Below are 22,119 nucleotides of genomic sequence, written 5' to 3' on the forward strand. Positions count from 1 at the left end.
AATCATCCTAATCAAATAATGTAGTGTTATCAAACCTGAATAAATATGGTGCACACATATTCAAGCTCACCTTTTCATTTGATAGATGGTTGACACTTTAGCTAGAGCATTTACTCTTTTCATAAATGCGTTTTAACATACAAAAATATTTTCCCCTTACTTCTTGCCCTTTTAACAAGCGTCTTACCCAAATCCATACATAACATTAATTGTTAAGGACTTTAGAGCTCTATTCAATGGTTTCTAATTCCTATTTAATATCATTCGACAAACGTTTTTAAAATTCCTTTTCAAGCAAAATATATTTCTCAAAAATTCATAATATGGAAGCGCCTTTTCTCAAATATGATGAAGAAACAGGAAAGATCGGTAGCATTTGTTGACGTGCAATCCTAAAAAAGGAAGACTTAAAGGGTTGTCTGCTTGTGCTAAACACCGAATAGACTAAAGATAAGCTAAACTCTTTTTTAACCTTAAAGTGGAAGACAGTTCTTCAATCAAATAAATTTCAGATCGAGACACGAAATGTCCAACCTGAAATTTATTTCACTTCTAACTATATCATTCTTTTAGCTCTGCTGCATACTTCTCGAATAAACGTTTATATGGATATGCGACAATTACGATAAAAATAAGATTCAGCCCAAGAGAGGGAAAAAGTCTTAAATGAAGGAAGTTCGCAAAATCTATTGTTGTAAGATTTATAACTTTTATCACTTGATAAACAATTATTTCTAGCGCCGAGACAGCAAGCAAGCACATCACGGAAACAACCACAATATTGCTATGAAAAATTTTCATCAATTTATTAAAAATATAGATGATAAAAGGGAAAGCAAAAAAATAGATACCTAAAATTTCTGTATAAACAATATCAAAAAGTAATCCAAAAACAAAACCATAGATCACACCAACATTTCTATTTCCATAAACAGAAAAGAATAGAATGGTAATGAGGAGAAAATACGGAACGAATATCAAATTCCCTCCAAAAAGGTCTGTCGGTAATAATTCCAGAAAAACACTCTCTAATATAAACATAAATGAGATTAAGCAACCAATTAAAACTTTTCTCATTGTTCATCCTCTTCAGGGGATAAAGCTTCCCTATCTACTACCATTACATGCTCAATATCATAGAAATCCGCAGCTGGTTTAATGAACACTTTTTTCTGCAGACCATTTTCATCAGGCTCTACTTTTTCTACTGTTCCAATTGCTAAGTCTTTCGGAAAGACTCCACCCATTCCTGATGTCGTAACAAGCTGTCCTTTTTCCACTTTTAATCCGTTCGGGACTTCTTCCCATGTCATAATCAATTGCTTCGTCTCTTTATCATAATCAGCAATAATGCCAAAAACATCTGTTTTATCTTTATTCTCTTCCTCATCTTTTGGCTGAATAAAAGCTGAGATTCGATTAGCCGGATCTTCAGAGCTCAATAGTTGCACAGTAGCAGTATTTGGAGCGACTGATTTTATTTTCCCTATTAATCCAGCAGAAGTAATAACAGCCATATTTTTCTCAACGCCATCATTTTCCCCTCGATTAATGGTAACTAGCTCCGTCCATTGCGATGGATTTCTGCGAATTACCGTTGCTTTCATTAGGGTATAATCGCTTAATGATTCTTTTTCTTCTAATGTTTCTTGCAATGCTTGGACATCTTTTTTGAGACCTTGAACCTGGTATTTAAGCTGAGCATTTTCCTCTAGCTTCGCCTTTAATTCCTTATTCTCTTCGTATGTATCCTTTAATGCTTTGACATTATCAACAAAACCCACCACAAAATGGGCAGGTCTGGAAACAAGGGTTTGAACCCAGCCGGTTGTATCTTTTACGAATTGCTCCGGCCAGGTTAATTTATTTCGGTCACTCAAAGAAAACCCTATTAATGCCACGAGAATAATGATGCTAACAAGCAAAATAATCAGGCGTTTATTCATAAAAAACTGTGGCATGCTTATACACCTCGAGTAAAATTATCGTGAATCTTTTGCTTTATTTTTAAATAAATGAATATGGTCTAAAGCTTTACCAGTTCCGATAGCAACACAATCCAATGGATCTTCTGCTATGACAACAGGCATACTCGTTTCTTCACTGATAATTTTATCAAGATTTCGAAGCAATGCTCCACCACCTGTTAAAACAATTCCGCGATCCATAATATCTGCTGCTAATTCTGGCGGTGTTTTTTCTAATGTTACTTTCACTGCATCTACAATCGCCGTGACTGTATCTTTTAATGCTTTAGCAATTTCATCTGCAGTAATTTTGATTGTTTTTGGTAGTCCTGTTAATAAATCTCTACCACGAATATCCATGTTTTCAATTTGGTCTGGATTTCCAGCACTTCCAATTTCCATTTTAATGCTTTCAGAAGTTCTTTCCCCAATCATTAAGTTATACGTTTTACGAATATAATTAACGATTGCATCATCCATTTCATCACCAGCAATTCGAATCGATTGGCTAGTAACAATACCACCAAGAGAAATAATGGCTACTTCTGTTGTACCACCACCGATATCCACTACCATGCTTCCTGTTGGCTCCCATACTGGAAGATTCGCCCCAATTGCAGCAGCAAATGGCTCTTCAATTGTATAAGCATCTCTTGCACCCGCTTGACGCGTTGCATCGATTACAGCTCTCTCTTCAACGGCTGTAATTCCTGAGGGTACACAAACCATTACATAAGGTTTGCCTGAGAAATAGCCCTTATTTTTAATCGCTTGCTTAATATAATATTTCATCATTGTTGCAGTTGTTTCATAATCAGCAATTACCCCGTCTTTCATAGGACGCAATGCAACAACATTCCCAGGCGTTCTACCGATCATATTCTTCGCATCGTTACCAACTGCTACAATACTCTTTGTATCTGTTTGTAGTGCAACTACAGAAGGCTCTCTTACTACAATTCCTTTTCCTTTTACATAAACTAGCGTGTTCGCTGTTCCTAAATCAATTCCAAGATCTCTTGTTCCAAAACCTAACATAAATGTATCTCCCTTTCTGAAACTAATGCAATATTATAAAGTAGGTAGATATTCTCCTCTTTGTAATTATCTTCTAATTGTTACATATCTATATTTTGTCATGATTAGACAGAAATAGCCAAAAAATCATAAAATATATTATAGCTTATATCTTCAAAAAAGAACAGCATCATACGTAGCCTTTTTCTTTTAAGCTGATAAATTTATTTTCCCCAATTATGATATGATCTAGCAAATCAATTCCAATAATTTTCCCGCATTCGACTAACCTTTTTGTAACTTCAATATCTTCTCTGCTTGGCGAAGGATCACCAGAGGGATGATTATGAAGACAGATAATCGATGCTGCAGATCTTCTAAATGCTTCCTTATATACTTCCCGGGGATGGACAATACTCGCATTTAAACTTCCAATAAAAACAACTTGCTTATGCATTACTTGGTTTTTAGTGTTTAAATATAAACAAACGAAATGTTCTTGCGTTAAAAATCTCATTTCATTCATCATATATTTGGCAGCATCTTCTGGAGAACGAATACAATATCTATCTGTGAATTCTAAATTGGAAACACGTCTACCTAACTCGATTGCTGCCATCAGTTGTATAGCTTTTGCTGTACCGATTCCTTTTATCGCTTTTAACTCATCAAGACTTGCATCCTTCAGTAAACGAAGTCCATCAAAATGGATTAAAAGCTTATTAGCTAATGTTAGGACAGATTCGTTTTTGGAACCTGTTTGAATCAATAAGGCGATTAATTCATGATTAGCCAAGCTCTCTGGTCCCTGTTTGATAAAACGTTCTCTCGGTCGTTCATCATCTGGAAAATCTCTTATTAACATAGAATCCATTTTTATTTGTTCCTCCCTTATCTGTCGATTTTGGGAAGAATAGAATAAGGGACCATTGATTTTAATGAGGCATACTGAAGCCTTTTGCTTTTAATTCGCGTACTGTTCGAGAAATCGGAAGACCAACTACGGTGAAATAATCTCCTTTAATTTCTTTCACTAGTATTCTGCCTACTCCTTGAATTCCATACGCACCTGCTTTATCAAATGGTTCCCCGGTGTCTAAGTAATCGTGTATTTCTTCATCTATTAATTCCCAAAATAACACGTCCGTTTTTTCATAGAATGTAGAGCATATTCCATTTGCCATAATAGCGACACCAGTATATACAGAATGCGTTTTTCCTGAAAGCTGACTCAGCATTTGAGATGCTTCTTCCCTTGTACGAGGCTTTCCTAGTATGACACCATCTAGACATACTACCGTATCGGCACCTAGTATAAATGATTCTTTGTCATTAGAATAAACTGCTTCGACTTTTTTTCTCGCTAAATACATAACAATTTCTTCTGGGGCAAGAGTAGGATCAAAGCTTTCATCTACGTTACTACTGGATATAACAATTGGTATTTGGAGTTCTTCAAGGAGCTCTTTTCGTCGAGGAGAAGAAGAGGCCAATATGAGGGTTTGCTTTAACATTATTACACCTACCTACTTTTCAAATTGAGAGATACAAATTAATCCTATCAAAGAATGACAGGATACACAATTTTGAAACGTAATTTTTTATCGAATAGTAAATGAAATGTAATATGCCGAAATTTGTAGAAATATTCCCATAATTATTTTGATATAATAAATGCTGTTTTAATTGCTATACTATTACTTTGTTCTCTACCATTGATAGTACATCTAATAAGCATTCTCCTCTTGAAAAAACAAAAAAGGAGCGCTTCGTTAATAACGTTTTTCGCTCCCTACTAATATTCTACTGAAAAAATCATAGCGCGACATATGTGGCTAAGTAATCTAACAATTGCTGTTGAACTGCCTCTATTTCTTTTTGACTACTATTTGTTGTTAAATTCATTGCAAGCTCGCCACCCTTCGCTAGGTGTGTTGCCATGGTTTGAATTTTTTCATTTGTAATAGCAGAGACATTCTTCTCATCCACTATCGCAAGCTCCTCCTCCAACTTACTTCTATCATCCTCAGAAATTGCTTTATCAAATTGAGCACTTGTTACGATTTGGAGAACAGAATAATAAATAGCTGACGACCCTTCAATAACAGCTTTCTCTTCCTTAGAGACATTATTTACTTCTTTCCCATTAAAAATCATCTCTTTTGCATAGGATCCTTCTACTTCCTTTTGCCAGATTTTCGCATCTTCTAAATTACTCGTAACCCCTAACAGAAGGAACTGTTTTTCTTCTAAAGGAATAATTTGGCTAACTGTCCCTTCTTCTGTTAATTTTTTTTGATCATTTTTTGCTCGCTCTTCATTAGAAAAAACATTCGCTTGAAGGACATATGTGCTAATATCTGCTTTTGTAGCACTTTCCGTAGCAGAAGAAGCTTGTCCATCATTATTTTGAGAAATATTGGCTGAAGCAGTTATATTCCCATTTGTCGTGCTAGTCTGATCACTACTTACCATGTTTAATAAAATAAACCCAAAGCTAGTTCCTAATATGACTGCAAAAAAGACGGCAAAGAAAATAGAAGCTACAATCTCCTTAGGCAAACTCTTTTTTTTGCCTTCTTTACTTTTAACACTCTTTGAAAAAGATGTTGGCTTGTCCTTTTTACTCAAAGGTGATTGAAAGCTAAACATGCTTTTCTCTTTATTTTTTGCTGGCATTTCCTCTGGTACAGGAAGAATCCAATCAAAGCTTTCTTCTAGCTCTGCTTCTTGTCCAGCTGCAGACTCTTCGCTAAAAACAGTATCTTCCTTTTTTTTATTATTTTGGTCCTTATGAAAAACAGAAGGTTCATTCCGTTCCATTGTTTCATCTGTATCCTTTTTTTGGAATGGACGGTCTTTTCCGTTGATTTTTATCGTTATCGTTTTGCGATTCTCCGGTTTTTCATTCACTCGTCCTACCCCCATTTTCATTTATTTTGTTTATCCTATCATATAAGCAAAAAAAAATAACAAGACTTTTGTCGTCTTGTTATAGAATGATTTCGTCAAATTATTTAATTATTCGCCATTAGTTAGCAAAAGGATTTATTTTATTGCCAGGTGACGGAACATCTAGTTTAGGCAAGCTTTCTTGTAAATCTACTAGTTCCGGCATATAGAAGACGGAAAAAGTAACATAAAATGTTACTAACTGATTTTCTTCATCTGAAACAGTCGTTTTTTCTTCTTCACCAGAGAAGTTTATATTTCTTACTAATACAATCCGCTCATTATTCTCCATTTCAGATATAAACTTTTCCAATCCAAAGTAGTCCTGTGCTTGTATTTCAAGAGTAGCAGTCATCTCTTTCATCCCAGAAGGCATTTCTATAGATGAAAGCTCCGTTTCCTCGGAATTCTCCTCTTTCGTCTCTTCCTCGGTTTCTAGGCTTGTGCTTGTATCAAATTGTTCTTGTAATATCCCGGTATTATCCGTAGAATCAACTTCTACCTCACCATCACTAAATACCATATTCTGTATCGTCGTTTCTGAAAGTAGCTCTGCTTTTTCGATATCGATTAACAGTTGATCTGTTAGCGGTTTTATCGGAACACTTTTTTGCAATTCAAATGTATTTTTTTCTCCAGATTCTTTCTTCTCTTGAATATTTGTTTCTATCACTGATAATAGCTGTTGCTCTGTCTCAATCTGATCATTTTTTTTATTATTTTCAACAATCTTAGGCTGTAAATAAAAGAAATACATTCCTGCTAAAAAACAGAATATAATCAGCATACTACTTATGGTAAACAATCTATGCCTATCAAGGTTCATGAATTAGAATCTCCTTGTTCCTTTTCTTGCTGATCCATTTGCTCCTCCTCTTTAATCGTTTCTTTATTTAGGAAGATTTGAAAAGAACCAATGTATCTTTGTACATCTTGCTCTGTAGAAAGAGCTCCTTCATCAACAGAAGTAGTAATGGTCGTTGTTGATAGTTTAGAGAGTGTAACATCAGTAATCCACGCTGAATCCATTAATCTCTTTAAATAATAGGCAGCTTCTCTAGTTGTATCAAATTGAGCCTCTAATTGAATTGTTCCATCTTCATTATAAAGAAAAGATAGAATAAACCCCCGCTCTGGTAGGTAGGAAGTTAACTCTCTTATTACTGGAACGGTTTTTAAAGGATAGTCCTCTGCCCAAATGACTGCTTTTTCTAATTCTGCTGCAGCATTTGAATTTTCATAGGTAGTAAGCAGCGTTTGAGATAATTCCACTTGTTCCTTCATTGTATTTACTTGTTTTGCCAATTCATCATTCTTTTTCTGAATGGATTGGCCAATAAACAGCATCACAATTATACTAAGCAGTGCCACCCCAGCAAAAATAAAAAGAATATAAACGGATTTTTTACTTCTTTTTTCTCTTTTTGGGAGTAAATTGATATCCACTAACATCTATTTCACCTCTTTTAAAGCTAATCCTAAAACAAGGTGAAAGCCACTTGGCAAAGATCGCTTAAATCCAGTTAATAGGCTATCTACTTCTGGCATAATAATAGGCAGCTCAAAACGAGTAGATAATTCTTCTTTCATGGTTGGTAGCATAGGGTGATCACCCGTCAAAATAATTTTCATCAATTGTTCTCTTCCTTGATGAATAGAATAACGATAAAAATCCATTAATCGGTTTACTTCTCGAAAAATATTATCATATTCAATCATAAGCTCCTCGATATCTCCTTGAAAGGAAAGCTCTGATTGCTGTGACCGATTTACTCGAATTTCCCAATCCTCGCGTATAAAGGTAAGCGGCAAAAAGTGGGCAAAAATCGGATATCCATGTTCAAAAATAGTTATATTCACATTTTCTAAATCCATATGTACAAATAACAGTCTCTCCTCTTCTGCAGCTGTATAAAGTCGTTCATATATACGGAAGGCTGCTAACGAGGAAATATCTGCAGCAACTGGATATAGCTTTGCTTCTGTTAGAGCATCCACATATTCCTGAACTAATTCTGCTTGTGCAGCAATGAATAAAACTTCCTTTTTTTCGTCTTCTTCTTTTAGAACAACCGTATCAAAGACCGGCTCTTCAAATGGGAGATGGATGGATGTGCCAATTTCTAAGTATAAATACTCTTTTAATTCATCTTCTTTTATATCTGCTGGAATGGATATTTTCCGAATAATAATTAGCGCATCAGGAACGACCATCTGAATGTCCCTTTTCTTTATTTTCCAAGTCTCCGCACATTCTTCTAAAATTAACTGCAAGCTTTCTTTATTGACCACTTTTCCATTTCTAATGACACCTTCTGCCAAAATCCTTTCCCCCCATTTGATTGGTTGAGGAGGATTAATTTGTTTCATTTCCATATATCGAATGGAATGATCATTAAAAATGAGCTGGACAGTTCTTTTGTTTCGAAACAATCCCATATGATATCTCCTTATATGTTAAGAAGTTGAAAGTAAAAATCTAGTAACTCCAATCCATAAAAATAGGCGATAAGCGTGCCTAAAACAATATATGGACCAAACGGAATTGGCTCCCTCTTCTTAAATTGCTTTAATAACATTCCAATTATACCAATTAAAGCACCAAATAAGGAAGCAAGGAAAAAAGCTAGTAAAACTAATTTCGGACCAAGGACAAAGCCAATGACTGCAAACAGTTTGATATCTCCGCCACCCATGCCGCCTTTACTAATAACGGCAAGGAATAACAATAAGAAAAAGCCAACAGCTGCCCCTGAAATAGAGAAAGCCCAAGAATTTTGGGGAATGAATATTTTTTCTATAATAAGGAGGATGGAAAATACAATCAATACCTTATCTGGAATGATCATATAAGCAAGATCGGACACCAATATAATCATAAGCAAGGAGATAAGTGTCCAGGCAACAAAAAGTTCATTTGACCATCCTAATTTAACTGGTGCCAAAATAAACAAAAGACCGGTTATCAATTCGACAATCGGGTAAATTGGGGAAATTGCAGTCTTACACTGACTGCATTTCCCCTTTTGAAAAATATAAGATAATACAGGTATTAATTCATACCAGCTTAAAGTATGTCCACATTTTGGACAGGCTGACCGCGGAGCAACAATCGACTGATTAACAGGGACTCTTAGACCGACTACGTTAAAGAAGGAGCCAAAGAGGAGTCCGTATAGGAAGATTAGGAATAGCATTATATACAACTTTTCCTTAATCAGCAGCTATTGATACTACTTTTTCCCTAGCTAATTCTGCTTCAGGGGTTTCATTTATTTTTCGCTCACTTCCAAATAATCTAGCCTTATAACTATATTTACCAGCTTCATCATTTGTTATTATTACATAAGAGAAATTCCCACCAGTAGTAGGGCTAGTAGTAGTTCCTTTTTCATAGCTTCCTCCATCAGGATCTTTCACTACATCTAAATAACCCTGTTCCTCTAAATAAGCCATGGTGATAATCTTCGAACCCGAACTCGGCAACAACCCAGTATCAGCCGATACAGCCAATTTAGCAGAATTAATCATTTGCTGTGCGTTTGCCACATGAGCATCTTTCTTTGTGTTGTCGATTATTTTCCCAACACTCGGAACAGCGATTGCTGCAATAATTCCAAGAATAACGACAACTGCTAATAGCTCAATTAACGTTAAACCTTTTTGATTTTTTATACGATTTATTATTTTTTTCATTTTTTATTGCCTCCCTAGTACTTTTTTACTATTCTAAGTAGTACTTTAGCAGATTCTCTTTTTAAAAGGAAGAATTATTTTTTTGGAATATTACATATTTTTCTTAGTAATTATCCACTTGGTTAAAAATTTCAAACATTGGTATCATCAGCGCGGAAACGATAACCCCAACAAGGCCAGCTAAAAGAACAATTAATAAAGGTTCCAAAATGGCTTTTAGCCGATCTGTACTAACTTCCACTTCTTTTTCATAAAAGTCAGCAACTTTCCCAAGCATGAGGTCTAAGGAGCCTGTCTCCTCCCCAATGGCAATCATTTGGGTAATAAGAGGGGGAAAGGCCCAGTGCTTTTTCATAGGCTCAATCAGCGACTGACCATTTTCCAATGCAGCATGGGATTTATTCACCACTTCTGCAATTACTTTATTTTCTACTACTGATTCAACAATGGTTAATGCTTGCAATATTGGAACAGAACTAGAAAATAACGAGCTTAGTGTACGTGTCATTTTTGCTAGTTCTGCCTTCTGTAGTAGCTTCCCAATAACCGGCATCCTTAATACCGCATAATCCAAATAATATTTAGACGTTTCATTATTTCGAAGCAGTATAAACACAATCGTAATTAGTATGACCACAAATGCAATTAACCACCAGTAAGATTGGACAAAAGCACTTGCATCTAGCACAAATTGGGTAATGAACGGCAATTTTCCGCCTAAACTAGCAAACATTCCAACAAAAATTGGCACAACATAAATTAACAAAAAGACGACAACAAAAATAGAAAGTAATCCAACAGCTGCCGGATAAGCAAGTGCAGAAATAATCTTTTGTTTTGTAAAATGCTGTCTTTCGTAATGGATAGCTAATCGTTCAAGTGTTTCATCCATATTACCACTCGCTTCTCCAGCTCGAACCATATTGATGAACATTGGCGAAAATACTCTCCTGTGCTTTTCTGCAGCATTAGACAGAGGATTTCCTTCCCTTAAATCCTCTTCCACTGCTTTTAAAACCTTTCGTAGTACTTTACTTGAGGTTTGCTCTGCAAGTATTCTTGTGGAATCGATAATGGAAATTCCTGCAGACAAAAGCGTTGCAAACTGTCGTAAATAAATGACCATATCCTGCAATTTCACAGGATTGCCAATGACAATATCCTTTGTAAAGAATGATTCTTTGACTTCCATTATTTCTGTAACTCGAATACCTTGTTCCCTTAGTGAAAATAATGCCTCACGCTTTGATGATGCATTAATGCTTCCCTCTCGTTTTCCTTGTATCGTTCTCCCGGTATACTTAAATCGAGCCATTAATTGACAACTCCTGTAAATATTGCGCAGCTAAATCTTGATGAATATGCCCAAATTGAACAAGCTCTTTAATGCTATTTTCTAATGTTACCATTCCTTGTGATTTGGATGTTTGCATAATATTCATGATTTGATGTATCTTCTCATTACGAATCAAATTAGCCACTGCTGAATTGTTTAGGAGAATCTCCAAAGCAACAACTCTGCCTCTTTTATTGGCTGTCGGGAAAAGGCGCTGAGACACAACCGAAACTAACACAGAAGCTAATTGAATTCTAATTTGTTGCTGTTGTTCTGGTGGAAACACATCAATTATTCGATTTATTGTTGCTGGTGCTCCAGAGGTGTGTAATGTTCCCAATACGAGATGACCCGTTTCCGCAGCAGTAATTGCAGTTTGAATCGTTTCTAAATCTCGCATTTCCCCTACTAAGATTACATCTGGATCTTGCCTTAATGCTGCACGCAGCCCATTTGCAAAATTATTTGTATCAAAGCCAACCTCTCGTTGGTCAATAATCGACATTCCATGTGAATGATAATATTCAATTGGATCTTCAAGAGTAATAATATGCTTATGGGATGTCTCATTTAAATACCGAATCATTGCTGCTAAAGTGGTCGATTTTCCGCTACCAGTAGGACCTGTTACAAGTACAAGACCTTGTTGTTTTTCCGCTATTTTACGTAGTATAGCTGGCATACCAAGCTGTTCAATCGTCGGAATGGCTGTTGGCACAATTCTCAAGGCAATGGATACTTGTCCACGCTGTTTAAAGATATTGACTCTGAAGCGAGAAAGACCCTTTATTTCATAGGAGAAATCTAATTCCCCTTTTTCTAAAAAAGTTTCCCATAACGTTTCAGGAGTAATTTCCTTTGCCATTCCTTCTGTTTCAGCTTTCACCAAGCTTTTTTCACCAATCCTTTTCAATTCTCCATTTATGCGGATAACAGGCGGTATCCCTACCGTTAAATGAACATCAGAAGCTCGATTTTCATAAGCAGTCTTCAAAATCTCATCTAATTTCTCTTTCAAGATATTCCCCTCTATTCAGGAAGAACGACTCTTAGTACTTCTTCCGTTGTTGTAATCCCTTGTTTCACTTTTAATAACCCATCATCAATTAAAAACACGGTTTTATCCTTTTCTGCTTGCTCTCTTACCTTTAGAAAAGATTCACCGTTCATGATCAATTTTCTTATCTCTTCATTCATAACTAGAACCTCATGAATCGCGATTCGGCCGCGATAACCTGTCATATTACAAGAAGAACAGCCTTTTCCGCGAACAATATGCTCGATAGACATACCTCTTCTTGCAAAAATCTCTATTTCTCTTTTGGTAGCCGCTTCTTCTCTTTTGCAATCTCGACATACTTTTCTTACTAATCGCTGTGCAACGATTCCATTTAAAGAAGATGCTACTAAGAATGGCTCTACTCCCATATCAATTAAGCGGGTAATCGTTCCTATAGAATCATTCGTATGAAGAGTACTGAGCACTAAATGACCAGTTAAGGAAGCGCGAATGGCCACTTCTACTGTATCCTTATCACGAATTTCTCCGACCATGATAATATTTGGATCCTGCCTTAAAATAGAACGCAAACCAACTGCAAAGTCCATGCCTGTATTTACATTTACTTGAATTTGATTAATCCCTTCCAATTGAAATTCTACTGGATCTTCAATGGTTAAAATATTGACTTCCTCATTATTCAACTGATTTAATGCTGCATATAAAGTGGATGATTTACCTGATTCTGTTGGACCTGTTATCAACACAATCCCATTCGGCTTCTTAAGCATTTTATTAAATAATTGGAGATTGTAGGGATGAAATCCAAGCTTTGTAATGTCATTTAAAGCACTCCCTAAGTCAAGTATCCGCATTACAATTTTTTCCCCATATACAGTCGGGATGGAGGAAATGCGCAAATCTACTGGGTGCAATTCCAGATTAAACTTAATTCTGCCGTCCTGTGGTAGACGATATTCGGTAATATCCAGATTAGCCAATATTTTTATCCGGGCAATCAAAACACTTTGCATATGCTTTGGCAAAATTCTTTCTGTGCGAAGAACTCCATCAATCCGATAACGAATCGTTACCTTTGTTTCATGGGGATCAATATGAATATCACTTGCTTTTGCATGAATAGCATTTGTTATTAGCTGATTGACTAGCCTAATAATGGGAGAATCTTGAACAACATCTAAATCAACTTCTTCCTCTTGTTCCACAGGAAAAAGCAATTCTTTAAACTCATCATCCACATCATAGTATTTATTAATGGCCCGAATAATATCATCTCTTGTTGCTATTGCCGGCTCAATTTGAAATCCAGTCGTTAGGCGAAGGTCGTCAATGGCAAAATAATCCATAGGATCCGCCATCGCAACAAAAAGTTTATCTCCCTCAATTTTTAAAGGAATAAGAATATTTCTTTTGGCTGTTTCCTTTGGTACGAGTGAAAAAAGATTTTGCTCAAAAGGATACCGATATAAACTAATATGAGGAATTCCAAGCTGAAATTCCAGCACTTCTATAAGCTGCTGTTCCGTGATTAATCCCTCTTTAAGTAACGCATCTCCAAGCTTTTGATTAGAACTTTTTCTAGCCAATGTCTCGTCTAATTGCTCTTGTGTTATCAGATTAGCCTCTATTAATAAATCCCCTAGTCGTTTACGAGTATTCTTCATTATCATCTTCCTTTACCTATTTGGTATTATGTATGAAAAACGACATTTTCCTTAATGGATGTTACTTGGCTATTTTTCAATAATTTGGTCATCCTCTATCGAATCGTTTAGATCATCATCTTCCTTTTCCTGATCGATTTCTTGATTTGGATTATTCTCTTCGTCCATTGTGGAATCTTCTATTGCATGATCATTTAAATCTTCCTCTATTGGTGCCTCTTCGCCATCTTCCTTACTATCTGTTTGCTCTATGTCCTTGTTATTTGGCAATCCTCGAACTTCTTCCCTATAAACAGGTGGATAATAGTCCGTAGCGATTGATTCTCTTTTTACCTGATCTCCGTTTTTATCCAGTACTTCTTTGATGACAACAACAGAGATACCATTTTTCCCTTCCTGTTTAACCTTTACCTGATCTCCCTCAAGCAAAGAATCAAATTGGACAATTGTTTTTGGTTCATATTCTTCCTTCTCCTCTATAACAATCTCATAACGATTCGGAAATTCCTGCCCTTTTAATTGAAGGATTAATTGATTCTCCTCTACCTTAAGAGCGATAATATAAGCATGTTCATTTGGATTAGTAAAGCGTAAATCTAGTTGACTACGAAAGCTTGCTTTCGCTTCATAACCAACATCTACATAATCAGGAAGCTCCTTGCTTATTGTACGCTCTCTTATGTCAAAATTGGTTTGAAGAACTAATTGATAAATACCTGTTGCCAGTATACTTACCGTTTCATCCTTTGCACCTTTCTGATTTACATCCTCTAATAATCCTAATAAAGAAAAAGTTGTTTTTGGTAATATAGTGATTTCTTTAATAGATGGAATAACGGATTCCAATTCTTCTATTTGATCAGGCACTGTCATTTCGACGGTATTTAACAAATCTTTTCCGGAAACATAGGAAGCAAAGTATTCTTCTACAGCTAATTTCTTATCTACTTGAAGAATGGATGCGGCTTCTAATAATGCTGATTTGAAAAGATCAATATCGATATCTTCCATGGAAAACGAATTATACTGTTCCAATTCCGTTTGTAAAACTTCTTCCCTTACATTTACAACAAAATCATTTGCACTGTTTTCCGTTATATTCTTTAGTGTTTGTTCTACATCAAAGGCAAATATATCATTACTTATCTGAACCGTTTTTTCTTTATATTGAAACTCATATTTAGCATTGGCTTTCCAACCAATAAGATGATTTTCAAGCATATTTTTTGCCTCTAATTCTGTTAATCCTCCAATGCTTATCCCAGCTACACTTGTATTAATGGGGTAAAGCTCTTCTTTATCTGCCTTCTGAAAGGCGTAAACACCTAAACTGGTGCCTCCAAAAAGGAAAAATGTTGCTATAAAAAGCCTAATAAATAAAGTGAAAGTTTTTTTATCCATTCTGTATTCTACCTTTCTAAAAAAACGGCTTTAGAGACTCCTTTTGTTTGCACTTAAATTTTCAGATCAGTTTTTAATCCTTATCTTTTGGTAAATTACTGTTGTCTAAAATTCTAATTTTTTCTAACCTCTCTAAATATCGTCTGTTTGGCTTTTCTTCTATTTCCTCTAGTTGTTCTTCCTCTTTATCATTATCTTTATTAGCATTTAATTCTTCTAAAAAAGCTTCAATCGAGTTTTCCCTGACCATTACATTATCATTTTTCCAATAATCCTCTTTTGGATGAGCCTCGGTAGTATTTAATGTAGCATAGACCCAATCCTTTTCCTCTTCTTGCTTTTTTACATTCTCTGTTTCCTCTGAAGAAACCATTACACTAGAGTTGTTGTCCACTTTAATGGGCGGAAATTCTACTTCCTTAATAGGTTTTCGTTCGGCTTGTTCTACTTCTTCCACTATTGTGTTAGATGTTATTTTTCCCTCTTTTTTTAATGCAGGCTTCCCTTTATCCATAATTAACAGTTCTTCTTCTAATTCTATATTCTGCTTATTCATGTCTTTTGCCGTATACGTTGTAATGTATTCACTATGTATTTCTTCTTTAAAGAAAAAACGAGCGCTTTTTTGCATTAATAAAGGTAGCATCAAAACTAAAAGCAACAGACTACCTAAACTAATCATATAATTCTCATATAAATATTGCACAGCCAAGCCGATATTTGATAGCACAAAAGCAACCACAACCACTACAAATCTTCCCTTGATTGTCATACTAGAAGGAAAAACAACAAAAATTATTGTAATAATTAGTAAACAAACGATAGAGATTAATAATACTTGCATTTTAATCACCACTATTCTAAATAGTAAGAACAAACTAGAGCTTATCTATTTTCCAATGCATTTAGTCCTACAATTTTTCGTTTTTTCTTATCCTATGTATTGTATAATAGAATCAATTATTTTAAAAGAATAGGTCAAAAGTTTCACATAATATTTTTCTTATACTTTCTATTTTAAATTTCCATCTAGGAGTGGAGGCAAAAGCATGCCATTTAAGCGTTTCATACAAAATGATAAAGGCATTTCATTAATAGAAATTTTAGTTTCGATTGTTTTATTAAGTATTCTCATTACGTCCTTTCTCACTTTTTTTCCTCAAGTATCTTCCTTTAATCAGAAGACAGATGAGAAGTTAACAAGTGTTACACTAGCAAAGAGTTGGTTAGTCCAAGCTCAAAATAGTGAAAGTACTTTACATAAACAATTGATTAATCTAACAGATAATCCATCTGCATCCATAAATACAAGCGATTTAGATTTATTAACAAATATAAATCGCAATTCAGATGTTATAGAATTAATCTTTAAAGAAAATAACTATTTTATTCATCTTTATCTATTTTACCGGGAGGAAACATTAAAGGGAGCAAATACGCTTTATAAAATACGGATTGACGTTTTTGATGAACAAGATAAATTAAACAGCAATATATACGGATATATTACGAAAAAATAAAGGGAGAAAAAAGATGTCGATTCAAAACGAAAGAGGACTTACTTTAATTGAATTGCTAATTTCTATTGCACTCGGTTCGATTGTGCTAGTCCTTATCTATCAGTTCTTTTTTCAAGGAATTCACTTCTCGAAAGTAGTCAATGATAAAACCTTATTACAGCAAGAAGCGAACTATATGGTTTCAAGTATGACAAAAATACATCAGACTTCTGATTCGTATTCTATTACATTTGATCAAAATCCAAATGCTTCGTATATTACGGTGGATGGGAAGCAAAAGATTACCTTTCAGAATAAAAAATTTCGATATGAGCTGATGAGTAGAAATGGAACAAATAATACCTATATTCCTAATTCATTTACTGTTAATCCTCTCAAAGAGGATGTCATCCTAACGATTAAAATTACGAGCAAAGATAAGGAAAACCAAACCTATCAAACAACCGCAACATTATCACGATTAAAATAGAAAGGAGGGAATTTGTCATTGCGTTATTTTAACGAAAAAGGAAATACACTTATATTGATTCTTGTCCTTATATCCGTCTTTAGTATTCTTTATATCTCTATTGTTGGTGTATCGATTACTAATTCTAAACAGATTACGATAACAGAAGATAATGCACAAGCTGTTTCCATTGCCGAGATGGGAATCACCTATTATAAAACAGCCTTATACAATAAAAGTAGCGAAGTAAAAGCAAATAGTGCTTTTAAGGATAGTATCAATCAATCGATTTCAAAACAAATAAGTGACACATTCGGAAAAATTACAGCTAATAATAAGGAAGCTACAGAAGCAGAAATCAATAAATCCGCTTATTTTAATAAATTAACTGCAATTGCTTCCAATCAATATATGGAGAAAATAAAAACGGAACTAGAAACAATAAATCGCACCTTTTTTCAAAACGTAGCTGTTTCTGTTGATAGTTCGGCGGGGAGCTCTTTTATTATTTCAAATATAAAGCAAACTAGTAATCAGGATGGGATTACCTATACATTTGATAGTAAAGGAATCGATGGAGATAAAGAAATCACATTATCATCGGTCTTTACCATTCCAATAAAACTTGATCCCATTGTATTGGAAGCAGAAGCTAGTACAGAAACAGGAGATGGTACTAATGAGGGCAGCACTGACACATCAGATGACCAAGCCACTGTAAAGACAGGTTTGACTGGGAACGATATTCCAGACCCTGGAGTATTGACAGCTTGCGTGAGTCCTATTCCAAATAACTATCAATTCAATAACAACTGTCAATATAATGAAGATACAACGATTACAAAAAATACAGATATAATAAGTACAATTTTAAAAACAAGTGGGTCATTAACTATTTCTTCTAACGTTAATCAGTTTTCTAATTCCACCATTTATACAACTAATAATTTGAATGTTACTGGAAATTTAAATGGGATTTCTTCAATTAAAATTCATGTAGGTGGAGAGGCGAAATTTAACAATTTAAACAGTTCCTTAAATAATTCAATTATTGAAGTAGCAAAGGATGGAACTTTCGAAAACATTAGTACAATTGACTCCTCTATTTATGTTGGTGGGAAAGCTACGTTTAGAAATGGAAATAGCTTCACAAAAACCAAATTAGAAGTAAAAGGTGATTTTGAAAGCAAAAATTGGAATAATACATCTGATAGCATTATTTCAATTGGCGGCACGGCAGAGATCGATAATATAAATAGTTCCTTTAGTAATACAGTTCTTTCAATAAAAGGAAAAGCAACTATCAATCATATTAATAACCCTGGAGATAATAGTATAATTAGTATTTTAGGGAATGCTACCATTTCGGTTATAAATAACCCCTCAAAAACAGCTATTTATATTGGTGGTGATGGAACAATTAACGATATAAATATGGGTAATGATTCAAAAATATGCGTAAGAGGCACTATAAGTATCCCTAGAAACTTTAATCTAAATGGAAATGGCAAAGTGTATGCTTCGGCAATATCTTCAGATACAAATAACAACAATAGAAGTAAAATTGATACAAATCCCAATAATTTTGCAACGAATTGTAATAGTGGATTTAGCGATGGGGATGAAAATGATGGAGGAAGCAATACACCAGAAACTGTTTATATACCAGCGATCACTAATGATTTACGAGTAGAGAATAGTGAAATTAATGTCGATTATAATTATTAATTTCAAAGTATCTTCCCGATTATAATAACTGTAAATGTAAAGAAAACAGGAAGAGTGGATGGGTTTCATCCATACTCCCTGTTTCTTTTTTATTCCAGTCATTTCACATAACTGCCAACACGGTTACGCCCTGCTCTTTTTGCTCCCACATATAATGCTCTATCTGCATGTCGAATCAATGCCAACGACTCATCAGCATCTTCTGGAGCATATGCTAACCCTAATGAAGCTGTGATATTTACATTTTTTATTTTTTGACAATCGTCTATATTTTGTTGAATAACAAAGGGTCTAGATGCAATCATCTTGCGGATAAACTCAGCTAGATCAAGCGCTTCTTTTTTTGCAATATTGGTCAGAAGAATCACAAACTCTTCTCCTCCGTATCTAGCAACAATTCCGTGGTCACCAATAAGCTTTTGAATTCTTTTAGCAAAAGCTTTTAAAATTTCATTTCCTGCCTGATGACCATATTGATCATTTATCGATTTAAAATGATCAATATCTAGCATAATCAGCGCAAGATTGTCCAATTTCTCCTCATTAAGCTCCTTGAACTGGTCACTTAATAGCTTTTCGAAATAGCGGTAATTATACAGCTTGGTTAAAGCACATTTCTCACTATTTTCCTTTGTTTGCTCAAAGTACTTTGCATTTTCTAGCGCAATGGCAAATTGGGTACATAAAAGATCCAATACCATTAATTTTATATTGGCAAATGCCTTCTTTTTTTTACTTCCCAATAATAATACACCAATCACATTTTTATTTTTAATGAGCGGCATGCATAATACACTTTGAATTCCTTCAGGCATATAGCCCTTATTTACATTCTGCCAATCTTGCTTAGAATGAAATACACTTGATTTTTGGGAGGCTAACACTCGACCACATATGCCTTCGTTTTCATGCATCACTTCAGAAAAAATTGGTAGCTTTTCCTGTTGCTCCACACGCGAAATCATTTCTAATTGATTATTAGCATTTACTTGATGAATAAACACAAAATCAACTTTAAATAACTCATATAGCTTTTCAATAAAAAACTCAACGGTTTCATTCACATACAAGTTTTGAGAAAGTTGATGTCCAATTTCTGCTGTTTTTCTTAAATAGTCATTGGCAGTTTGACTTGAATGATACAGCTTTAAAATGAGCGATAGGCTTATAAAAGGCACACCTATTAGAAGTAATGCAGCAAGCCCAACATATTGATACATAATATATAACGCAATACCTACTGGATAGGTAATAATCGTTGTAAATATTTCCCATATTAAATCCTTTTTAATGAAACGATCTTTTCTTTTATAGATAAAACGGTCTATCAAAAAGATTCCCAACGTATTAAGCAACAAATAGGAAACAAGATACAAACTTATCAAAACAAATAAATGGAAATTGAAAGCTAAATCGAATCCGTGTTTTCCTCCAAAACTATAGTAGATAATGCCACTAAAAAAAGAGACAAGAAAAAACATGATTGAATTCATAGGCAAACGAAAAAGTGTCTTTTTATCCAACTTCGCTTGATATAATACTGCTATTAACGCAATTTGAACGAGGATAATTTCAAAAAATAATCCGAATATTAGAAAAACAGACAATGTCGCCCACTGTAAGAAAAATACCGGCGTACCATTTATGATCATTGGCATACTCGCCACAACTGTCATAAATATTAGAAATGCAAGAATCTCCCATTCATTCCCCCGAATTTGCGGAGGATAGATATTATGAGAGAACCATAGACCAAAAGGGAGAAGGAATATCCAAACTGCCCATATTATTTTTTTATAGCTTGGTTTTACCATTCTCTTCCCCCTTCTTTTGAACCAATATATTCGTATTGCAAGTATAATAGGTATTCATTTTGTTATAATATATCGTTAAATAGAGAATATTTTACCATATTCTTAAAATTCCCACATTTCAAACCTGATAAATATATACTACCCTTTTCTTTCCTAATAATCTAGATATTTTTTTTGATATAGTTATTTTTTGAAATTTTTCCAAAATGTCTTAACTTCTGAAATAAAATACAAGGACCCAGTTATAAGGAGCATCTCATCCTTTTCAATGTTTTCCATATGTTCAAGAATTGCTTTTTTCCAGTCAGTGTTTTGGTACCTGAATGGATGGTTACTTTCTTTATATAATGTGCGACAATCGGCAGCTCTTGGAAAGTCAAATGTTACAAAGGTAATCGTTGAAGCAACTTGATCAAGTTTAGTTATCATTTTATCTGTTTTTTTATCAGAGAGTGCTGCAAAAATAATTTTTTTCTTCTTCCCTTTATAGCGATTTACTAATACATCCACTAATGCCTCGATTCCTTCTTCATTATGTGCACCATCTAATACAACTAGGGGTTCTTCTGAAATAATCTCAAATCTCCCTGGCCATTGAGACAGCATTAAGCCCTTTCTAACACTTTCATCATTAATTGAAACAAATTGGTCACGTAAAAGCTCGGCACCTATTACTGCCAATGATGCATTTTCTATTTGATGCTTCCCAAACATTGTTATTTGCAAATCCTCCCATTTAAAAAATGGAGACATTAAGTTAAAAGATTCCGTTGTAGACTTCGAATGATAGCCAGCTATCGTAAAATCTTTATCCAATAAGTAAATTGGTGCTTCCATCTTGTTAGCCTGTTTTACAATGACAGCTTGCGCCTCTTTTTGTTTAACAGCCGCAATAATAGGGGTTCCCTTTTTTATAATTCCAGCTTTCTCAAATGCAATTTGATCATAAGTGTCCCCTAATATTGCTGTATGGTCTAAGCCGATACTTGTAATGATAGAAAGTAGTGGGGAGATGATATTGGTTGAATCAAATCGACCTCCTAATCCCACCTCATATATAACGATATCCATTTTATGCATATAAGCAAAATAGTAGAAAGACATTGCAGTAATGATTTCAAATTCGGTTGGACCGCCAATTTCCATTTTGTCCATTTCTTCCACAATCGGATGCAATTTATTAGCTAATGTGAGAATTTCTTCGTCGCTAATTGGTTTTCCATTCACACTGATTCTCTCATTGAATTGTTCTATGTAAGGAGATGTAAAGGTTCCAACTGTTAATCCTGCTTGTTGAAGAATATTTCTTAAATAAGTAACGGTAGACCCTTTTCCATTTGTTCCACCTATATGAACTGTTTTTATCTGTTTTTCTGGATGATTTAGCTTTTCCATCATCATTTCCATTCTAGTTAACCCAGGCTTTATTCCAAAACGCAAACGAGAATGAATCCAATTTAATGCTTCTTCATAACTATGAAACATTGCTACACCCTCTTTTATGAATAATGATTGTTATGGTACATCTATACTTACCTTTATCTAGTATCATCTT

The 22,119-nt window shown here is 34.5% G+C and carries 21 protein-coding genes; 3 read left to right on the plus strand and 18 right to left on the minus strand.

Going from position 1 to position 22,119, the window contains the following annotated elements:
- Nucleotides 1–561: 561 nt before the first annotated feature.
- The 16 genes from mreD to QQZ16_RS22655 form a co-directional block, all read right to left on the minus strand.
- A complete protein-coding gene (gene mreD / locus QQZ16_RS22580) occupies nt 562–1,077 on the minus strand; it encodes a rod shape-determining protein MreD (protein ID WP_031537099.1) in 516 nt (171 codons plus the stop codon).
- Entirely contained in the window at nt 1,074–1,961 is an 888-nt protein-coding gene (gene mreC, locus QQZ16_RS22585; protein WP_031537098.1) for a rod shape-determining protein MreC, read from the minus strand. Before mreC ends, mreD begins: the two co-directional genes overlap by 4 nt.
- Before the next feature lie 21 nt (nt 1,962–1,982).
- Nucleotides 1,983–3,005: a rod shape-determining protein gene (locus QQZ16_RS22590; protein ID WP_031537097.1), complete on the minus strand. Its 1,023-nt coding sequence runs from the start codon at nt 3,003–3,005 to the stop codon at nt 1,983–1,985.
- A gap of 169 nt (nt 3,006–3,174) precedes the next feature.
- Complete coding sequence (radC, locus tag QQZ16_RS22595) at nt 3,175–3,849, minus strand: RadC family protein (RefSeq protein WP_031537096.1); 675 nt, start codon at nt 3,847–3,849, stop codon at nt 3,175–3,177.
- A 70-nt stretch (nt 3,850–3,919) separates the two neighbouring features.
- Nucleotides 3,920–4,498 carry a Maf family protein gene (locus tag QQZ16_RS22600; RefSeq protein WP_031537095.1) on the minus strand — a complete coding sequence of 193 codons (579 nt, stop codon included), beginning with the start codon at nt 4,496–4,498 and terminating at the stop codon, nt 3,920–3,922.
- A gap of 301 nt (nt 4,499–4,799) precedes the next feature.
- Entirely contained in the window at nt 4,800–5,897 is a 1,098-nt protein-coding gene (locus QQZ16_RS22605) for a hypothetical protein (protein WP_284561810.1), read from the minus strand.
- A gap of 118 nt (nt 5,898–6,015) precedes the next feature.
- Nucleotides 6,016–6,762, minus strand: coding sequence for a hypothetical protein (locus QQZ16_RS22610; protein WP_284561811.1), 747 nt, complete (start codon nt 6,760–6,762; stop codon nt 6,016–6,018).
- Nucleotides 6,759–7,388 (minus strand): hypothetical protein, encoded by a 630-nt coding sequence (locus QQZ16_RS22615; RefSeq protein WP_284561812.1) that lies wholly within the window; start codon nt 7,386–7,388, stop codon nt 6,759–6,761. The genes QQZ16_RS22610 and QQZ16_RS22615 overlap by 4 nt, the downstream gene beginning before the upstream one ends.
- Nucleotides 7,389–8,375 (minus strand): type IV pilus biogenesis protein PilM, encoded by a 987-nt coding sequence (gene pilM, locus QQZ16_RS22620; protein ID WP_284561813.1) that lies wholly within the window; start codon nt 8,373–8,375, stop codon nt 7,389–7,391.
- Nucleotides 8,376–8,386: 11 nt separating this feature from the next.
- The gene (locus QQZ16_RS22625) at nt 8,387–9,133 is read right to left on the minus strand and encodes a prepilin peptidase (protein WP_235247739.1); all 747 of its coding nucleotides are present in this window, start codon (nt 9,131–9,133) and stop codon (nt 8,387–8,389) included.
- A 16-nt stretch (nt 9,134–9,149) separates the two neighbouring features.
- A complete protein-coding gene (locus QQZ16_RS22630) occupies nt 9,150–9,632 on the minus strand; it encodes a competence type IV pilus major pilin ComGC (protein WP_284561814.1) in 483 nt (160 codons plus the stop codon).
- A gap of 103 nt (nt 9,633–9,735) precedes the next feature.
- Entirely contained in the window at nt 9,736–10,947 is a 1,212-nt protein-coding gene (locus tag QQZ16_RS22635) for a type II secretion system F family protein (protein WP_284561815.1), read from the minus strand.
- Complete coding sequence (locus QQZ16_RS22640; RefSeq protein ID WP_284561816.1) at nt 10,934–11,986, minus strand: type IV pilus twitching motility protein PilT; 1,053 nt, start codon at nt 11,984–11,986, stop codon at nt 10,934–10,936. Before QQZ16_RS22640 ends, QQZ16_RS22635 begins: the two co-directional genes overlap by 14 nt.
- Nucleotides 11,987–11,997: 11 nt before the next feature.
- Nucleotides 11,998–13,653: a GspE/PulE family protein gene (locus tag QQZ16_RS22645; RefSeq protein WP_284561817.1), complete on the minus strand. Its 1,656-nt coding sequence runs from the start codon at nt 13,651–13,653 to the stop codon at nt 11,998–12,000.
- A gap of 69 nt (nt 13,654–13,722) precedes the next feature.
- Nucleotides 13,723–15,054, minus strand: a complete 1,332-nt coding sequence (locus QQZ16_RS22650; RefSeq protein ID WP_284561818.1) for a VanW family protein — start codon at nt 15,052–15,054, stop codon at nt 13,723–13,725.
- Nucleotides 15,055–15,127: 73 nt separating this feature from the next.
- Nucleotides 15,128–15,898, minus strand: a complete 771-nt coding sequence (locus tag QQZ16_RS22655; RefSeq protein WP_284561819.1) for a hypothetical protein — start codon at nt 15,896–15,898, stop codon at nt 15,128–15,130.
- A 205-nt stretch (nt 15,899–16,103) separates the two neighbouring features.
- Between QQZ16_RS22655 and QQZ16_RS22660 the strand changes: the two genes are divergently transcribed.
- Genes QQZ16_RS22660 through QQZ16_RS22670 form a run of 3 tightly spaced genes read left to right on the plus strand, consistent with a single transcriptional unit; the run spans nt 16,104 to nt 18,750 of the window.
- Complete coding sequence (locus QQZ16_RS22660) at nt 16,104–16,574, plus strand: type IV pilus modification PilV family protein (protein ID WP_251627434.1); 471 nt, start codon at nt 16,104–16,106, stop codon at nt 16,572–16,574.
- Between the two features lie 13 nt (nt 16,575–16,587).
- Nucleotides 16,588–17,043, plus strand: coding sequence for a PilW family protein (locus QQZ16_RS22665; RefSeq protein WP_251627432.1), 456 nt, complete (start codon nt 16,588–16,590; stop codon nt 17,041–17,043).
- Between the two features lie 18 nt (nt 17,044–17,061).
- Nucleotides 17,062–18,750: a hypothetical protein gene (locus QQZ16_RS22670; RefSeq protein ID WP_284561820.1), complete on the plus strand. Its 1,689-nt coding sequence runs from the start codon at nt 17,062–17,064 to the stop codon at nt 18,748–18,750.
- Between the two features lie 98 nt (nt 18,751–18,848).
- On the opposite strand, the gene QQZ16_RS22675 is transcribed toward QQZ16_RS22670, so the two are convergent.
- Entirely contained in the window at nt 18,849–20,564 is a 1,716-nt protein-coding gene (locus QQZ16_RS22675; RefSeq protein ID WP_284561821.1) for a sensor domain-containing diguanylate cyclase, read from the minus strand.
- 183 nt (nt 20,565–20,747) lie between these two features.
- Entirely contained in the window at nt 20,748–22,049 is a 1,302-nt protein-coding gene (locus tag QQZ16_RS22680; protein WP_284561822.1) for a bifunctional folylpolyglutamate synthase/dihydrofolate synthase, read from the minus strand.
- Between the last annotated feature and the right edge of the window lie 70 nt (nt 22,050–22,119).

Origin of the sequence: Bacillus sp. T2.9-1, assembly GCF_950097965.1 — a bacterium.
Taxonomy (GTDB): domain Bacteria; phylum Bacillota; class Bacilli; order Bacillales; family Cytobacillaceae; genus Niallia; species Niallia hominis.

Bases quoted from the DNA above. Each gene is read 5' to 3' on its own strand.
- QQZ16_RS22630 (WP_284561814.1), bottom strand. From the start codon at position 9,632: ATGAAAAAAATAATAAATCGTATAAAAAATCAAAAAGGTTTAACGTTA.
- QQZ16_RS22635 (WP_284561815.1), bottom strand. From the start codon at position 10,947: ATGGCTCGATTTAAGTATACCGGGAGAACGATACAAGGAAAACGAGAG.
- mreD (WP_031537099.1), bottom strand. From the start codon at position 1,077: ATGAGAAAAGTTTTAATTGGTTGCTTAATCTCATTTATGTTTATATTA.
- QQZ16_RS22675 (WP_284561821.1), bottom strand. From the start codon at position 20,564: ATGGTAAAACCAAGCTATAAAAAAATAATATGGGCAGTTTGGATATTC.
- QQZ16_RS22660 (WP_251627434.1), top strand. From the start codon at position 16,104: ATGCCATTTAAGCGTTTCATACAAAATGATAAAGGCATTTCATTAATA.
- QQZ16_RS22590 (WP_031537097.1), bottom strand. From the start codon at position 3,005: ATGTTAGGTTTTGGAACAAGAGATCTTGGAATTGATTTAGGAACAGCG.
- QQZ16_RS22625 (WP_235247739.1), bottom strand. From the start codon at position 9,133: ATGCTATTCCTAATCTTCCTATACGGACTCCTCTTTGGCTCCTTCTTT.
- QQZ16_RS22645 (WP_284561817.1), bottom strand. From the start codon at position 13,653: ATGAAGAATACTCGTAAACGACTAGGGGATTTATTAATAGAGGCTAAT.
- QQZ16_RS22610 (WP_284561811.1), bottom strand. From the start codon at position 6,762: ATGAACCTTGATAGGCATAGATTGTTTACCATAAGTAGTATGCTGATT.
- mreC (WP_031537098.1), bottom strand. From the start codon at position 1,961: ATGCCACAGTTTTTTATGAATAAACGCCTGATTATTTTGCTTGTTAGC.
- pilM (WP_284561813.1), bottom strand. From the start codon at position 8,375: ATGGGATTGTTTCGAAACAAAAGAACTGTCCAGCTCATTTTTAATGAT.
- QQZ16_RS22665 (WP_251627432.1), top strand. From the start codon at position 16,588: ATGTCGATTCAAAACGAAAGAGGACTTACTTTAATTGAATTGCTAATT.
- QQZ16_RS22650 (WP_284561818.1), bottom strand. From the start codon at position 15,054: ATGGATAAAAAAACTTTCACTTTATTTATTAGGCTTTTTATAGCAACA.
- radC (WP_031537096.1), bottom strand. From the start codon at position 3,849: ATGTTAATAAGAGATTTTCCAGATGATGAACGACCGAGAGAACGTTTT.
- QQZ16_RS22655 (WP_284561819.1), bottom strand. From the start codon at position 15,898: ATGCAAGTATTATTAATCTCTATCGTTTGTTTACTAATTATTACAATA.
- QQZ16_RS22680 (WP_284561822.1), bottom strand. From the start codon at position 22,049: ATGTTTCATAGTTATGAAGAAGCATTAAATTGGATTCATTCTCGTTTG.
- QQZ16_RS22615 (WP_284561812.1), bottom strand. From the start codon at position 7,388: ATGTTAGTGGATATCAATTTACTCCCAAAAAGAGAAAAAAGAAGTAAA.
- QQZ16_RS22600 (WP_031537095.1), bottom strand. From the start codon at position 4,498: ATGTTAAAGCAAACCCTCATATTGGCCTCTTCTTCTCCTCGACGAAAA.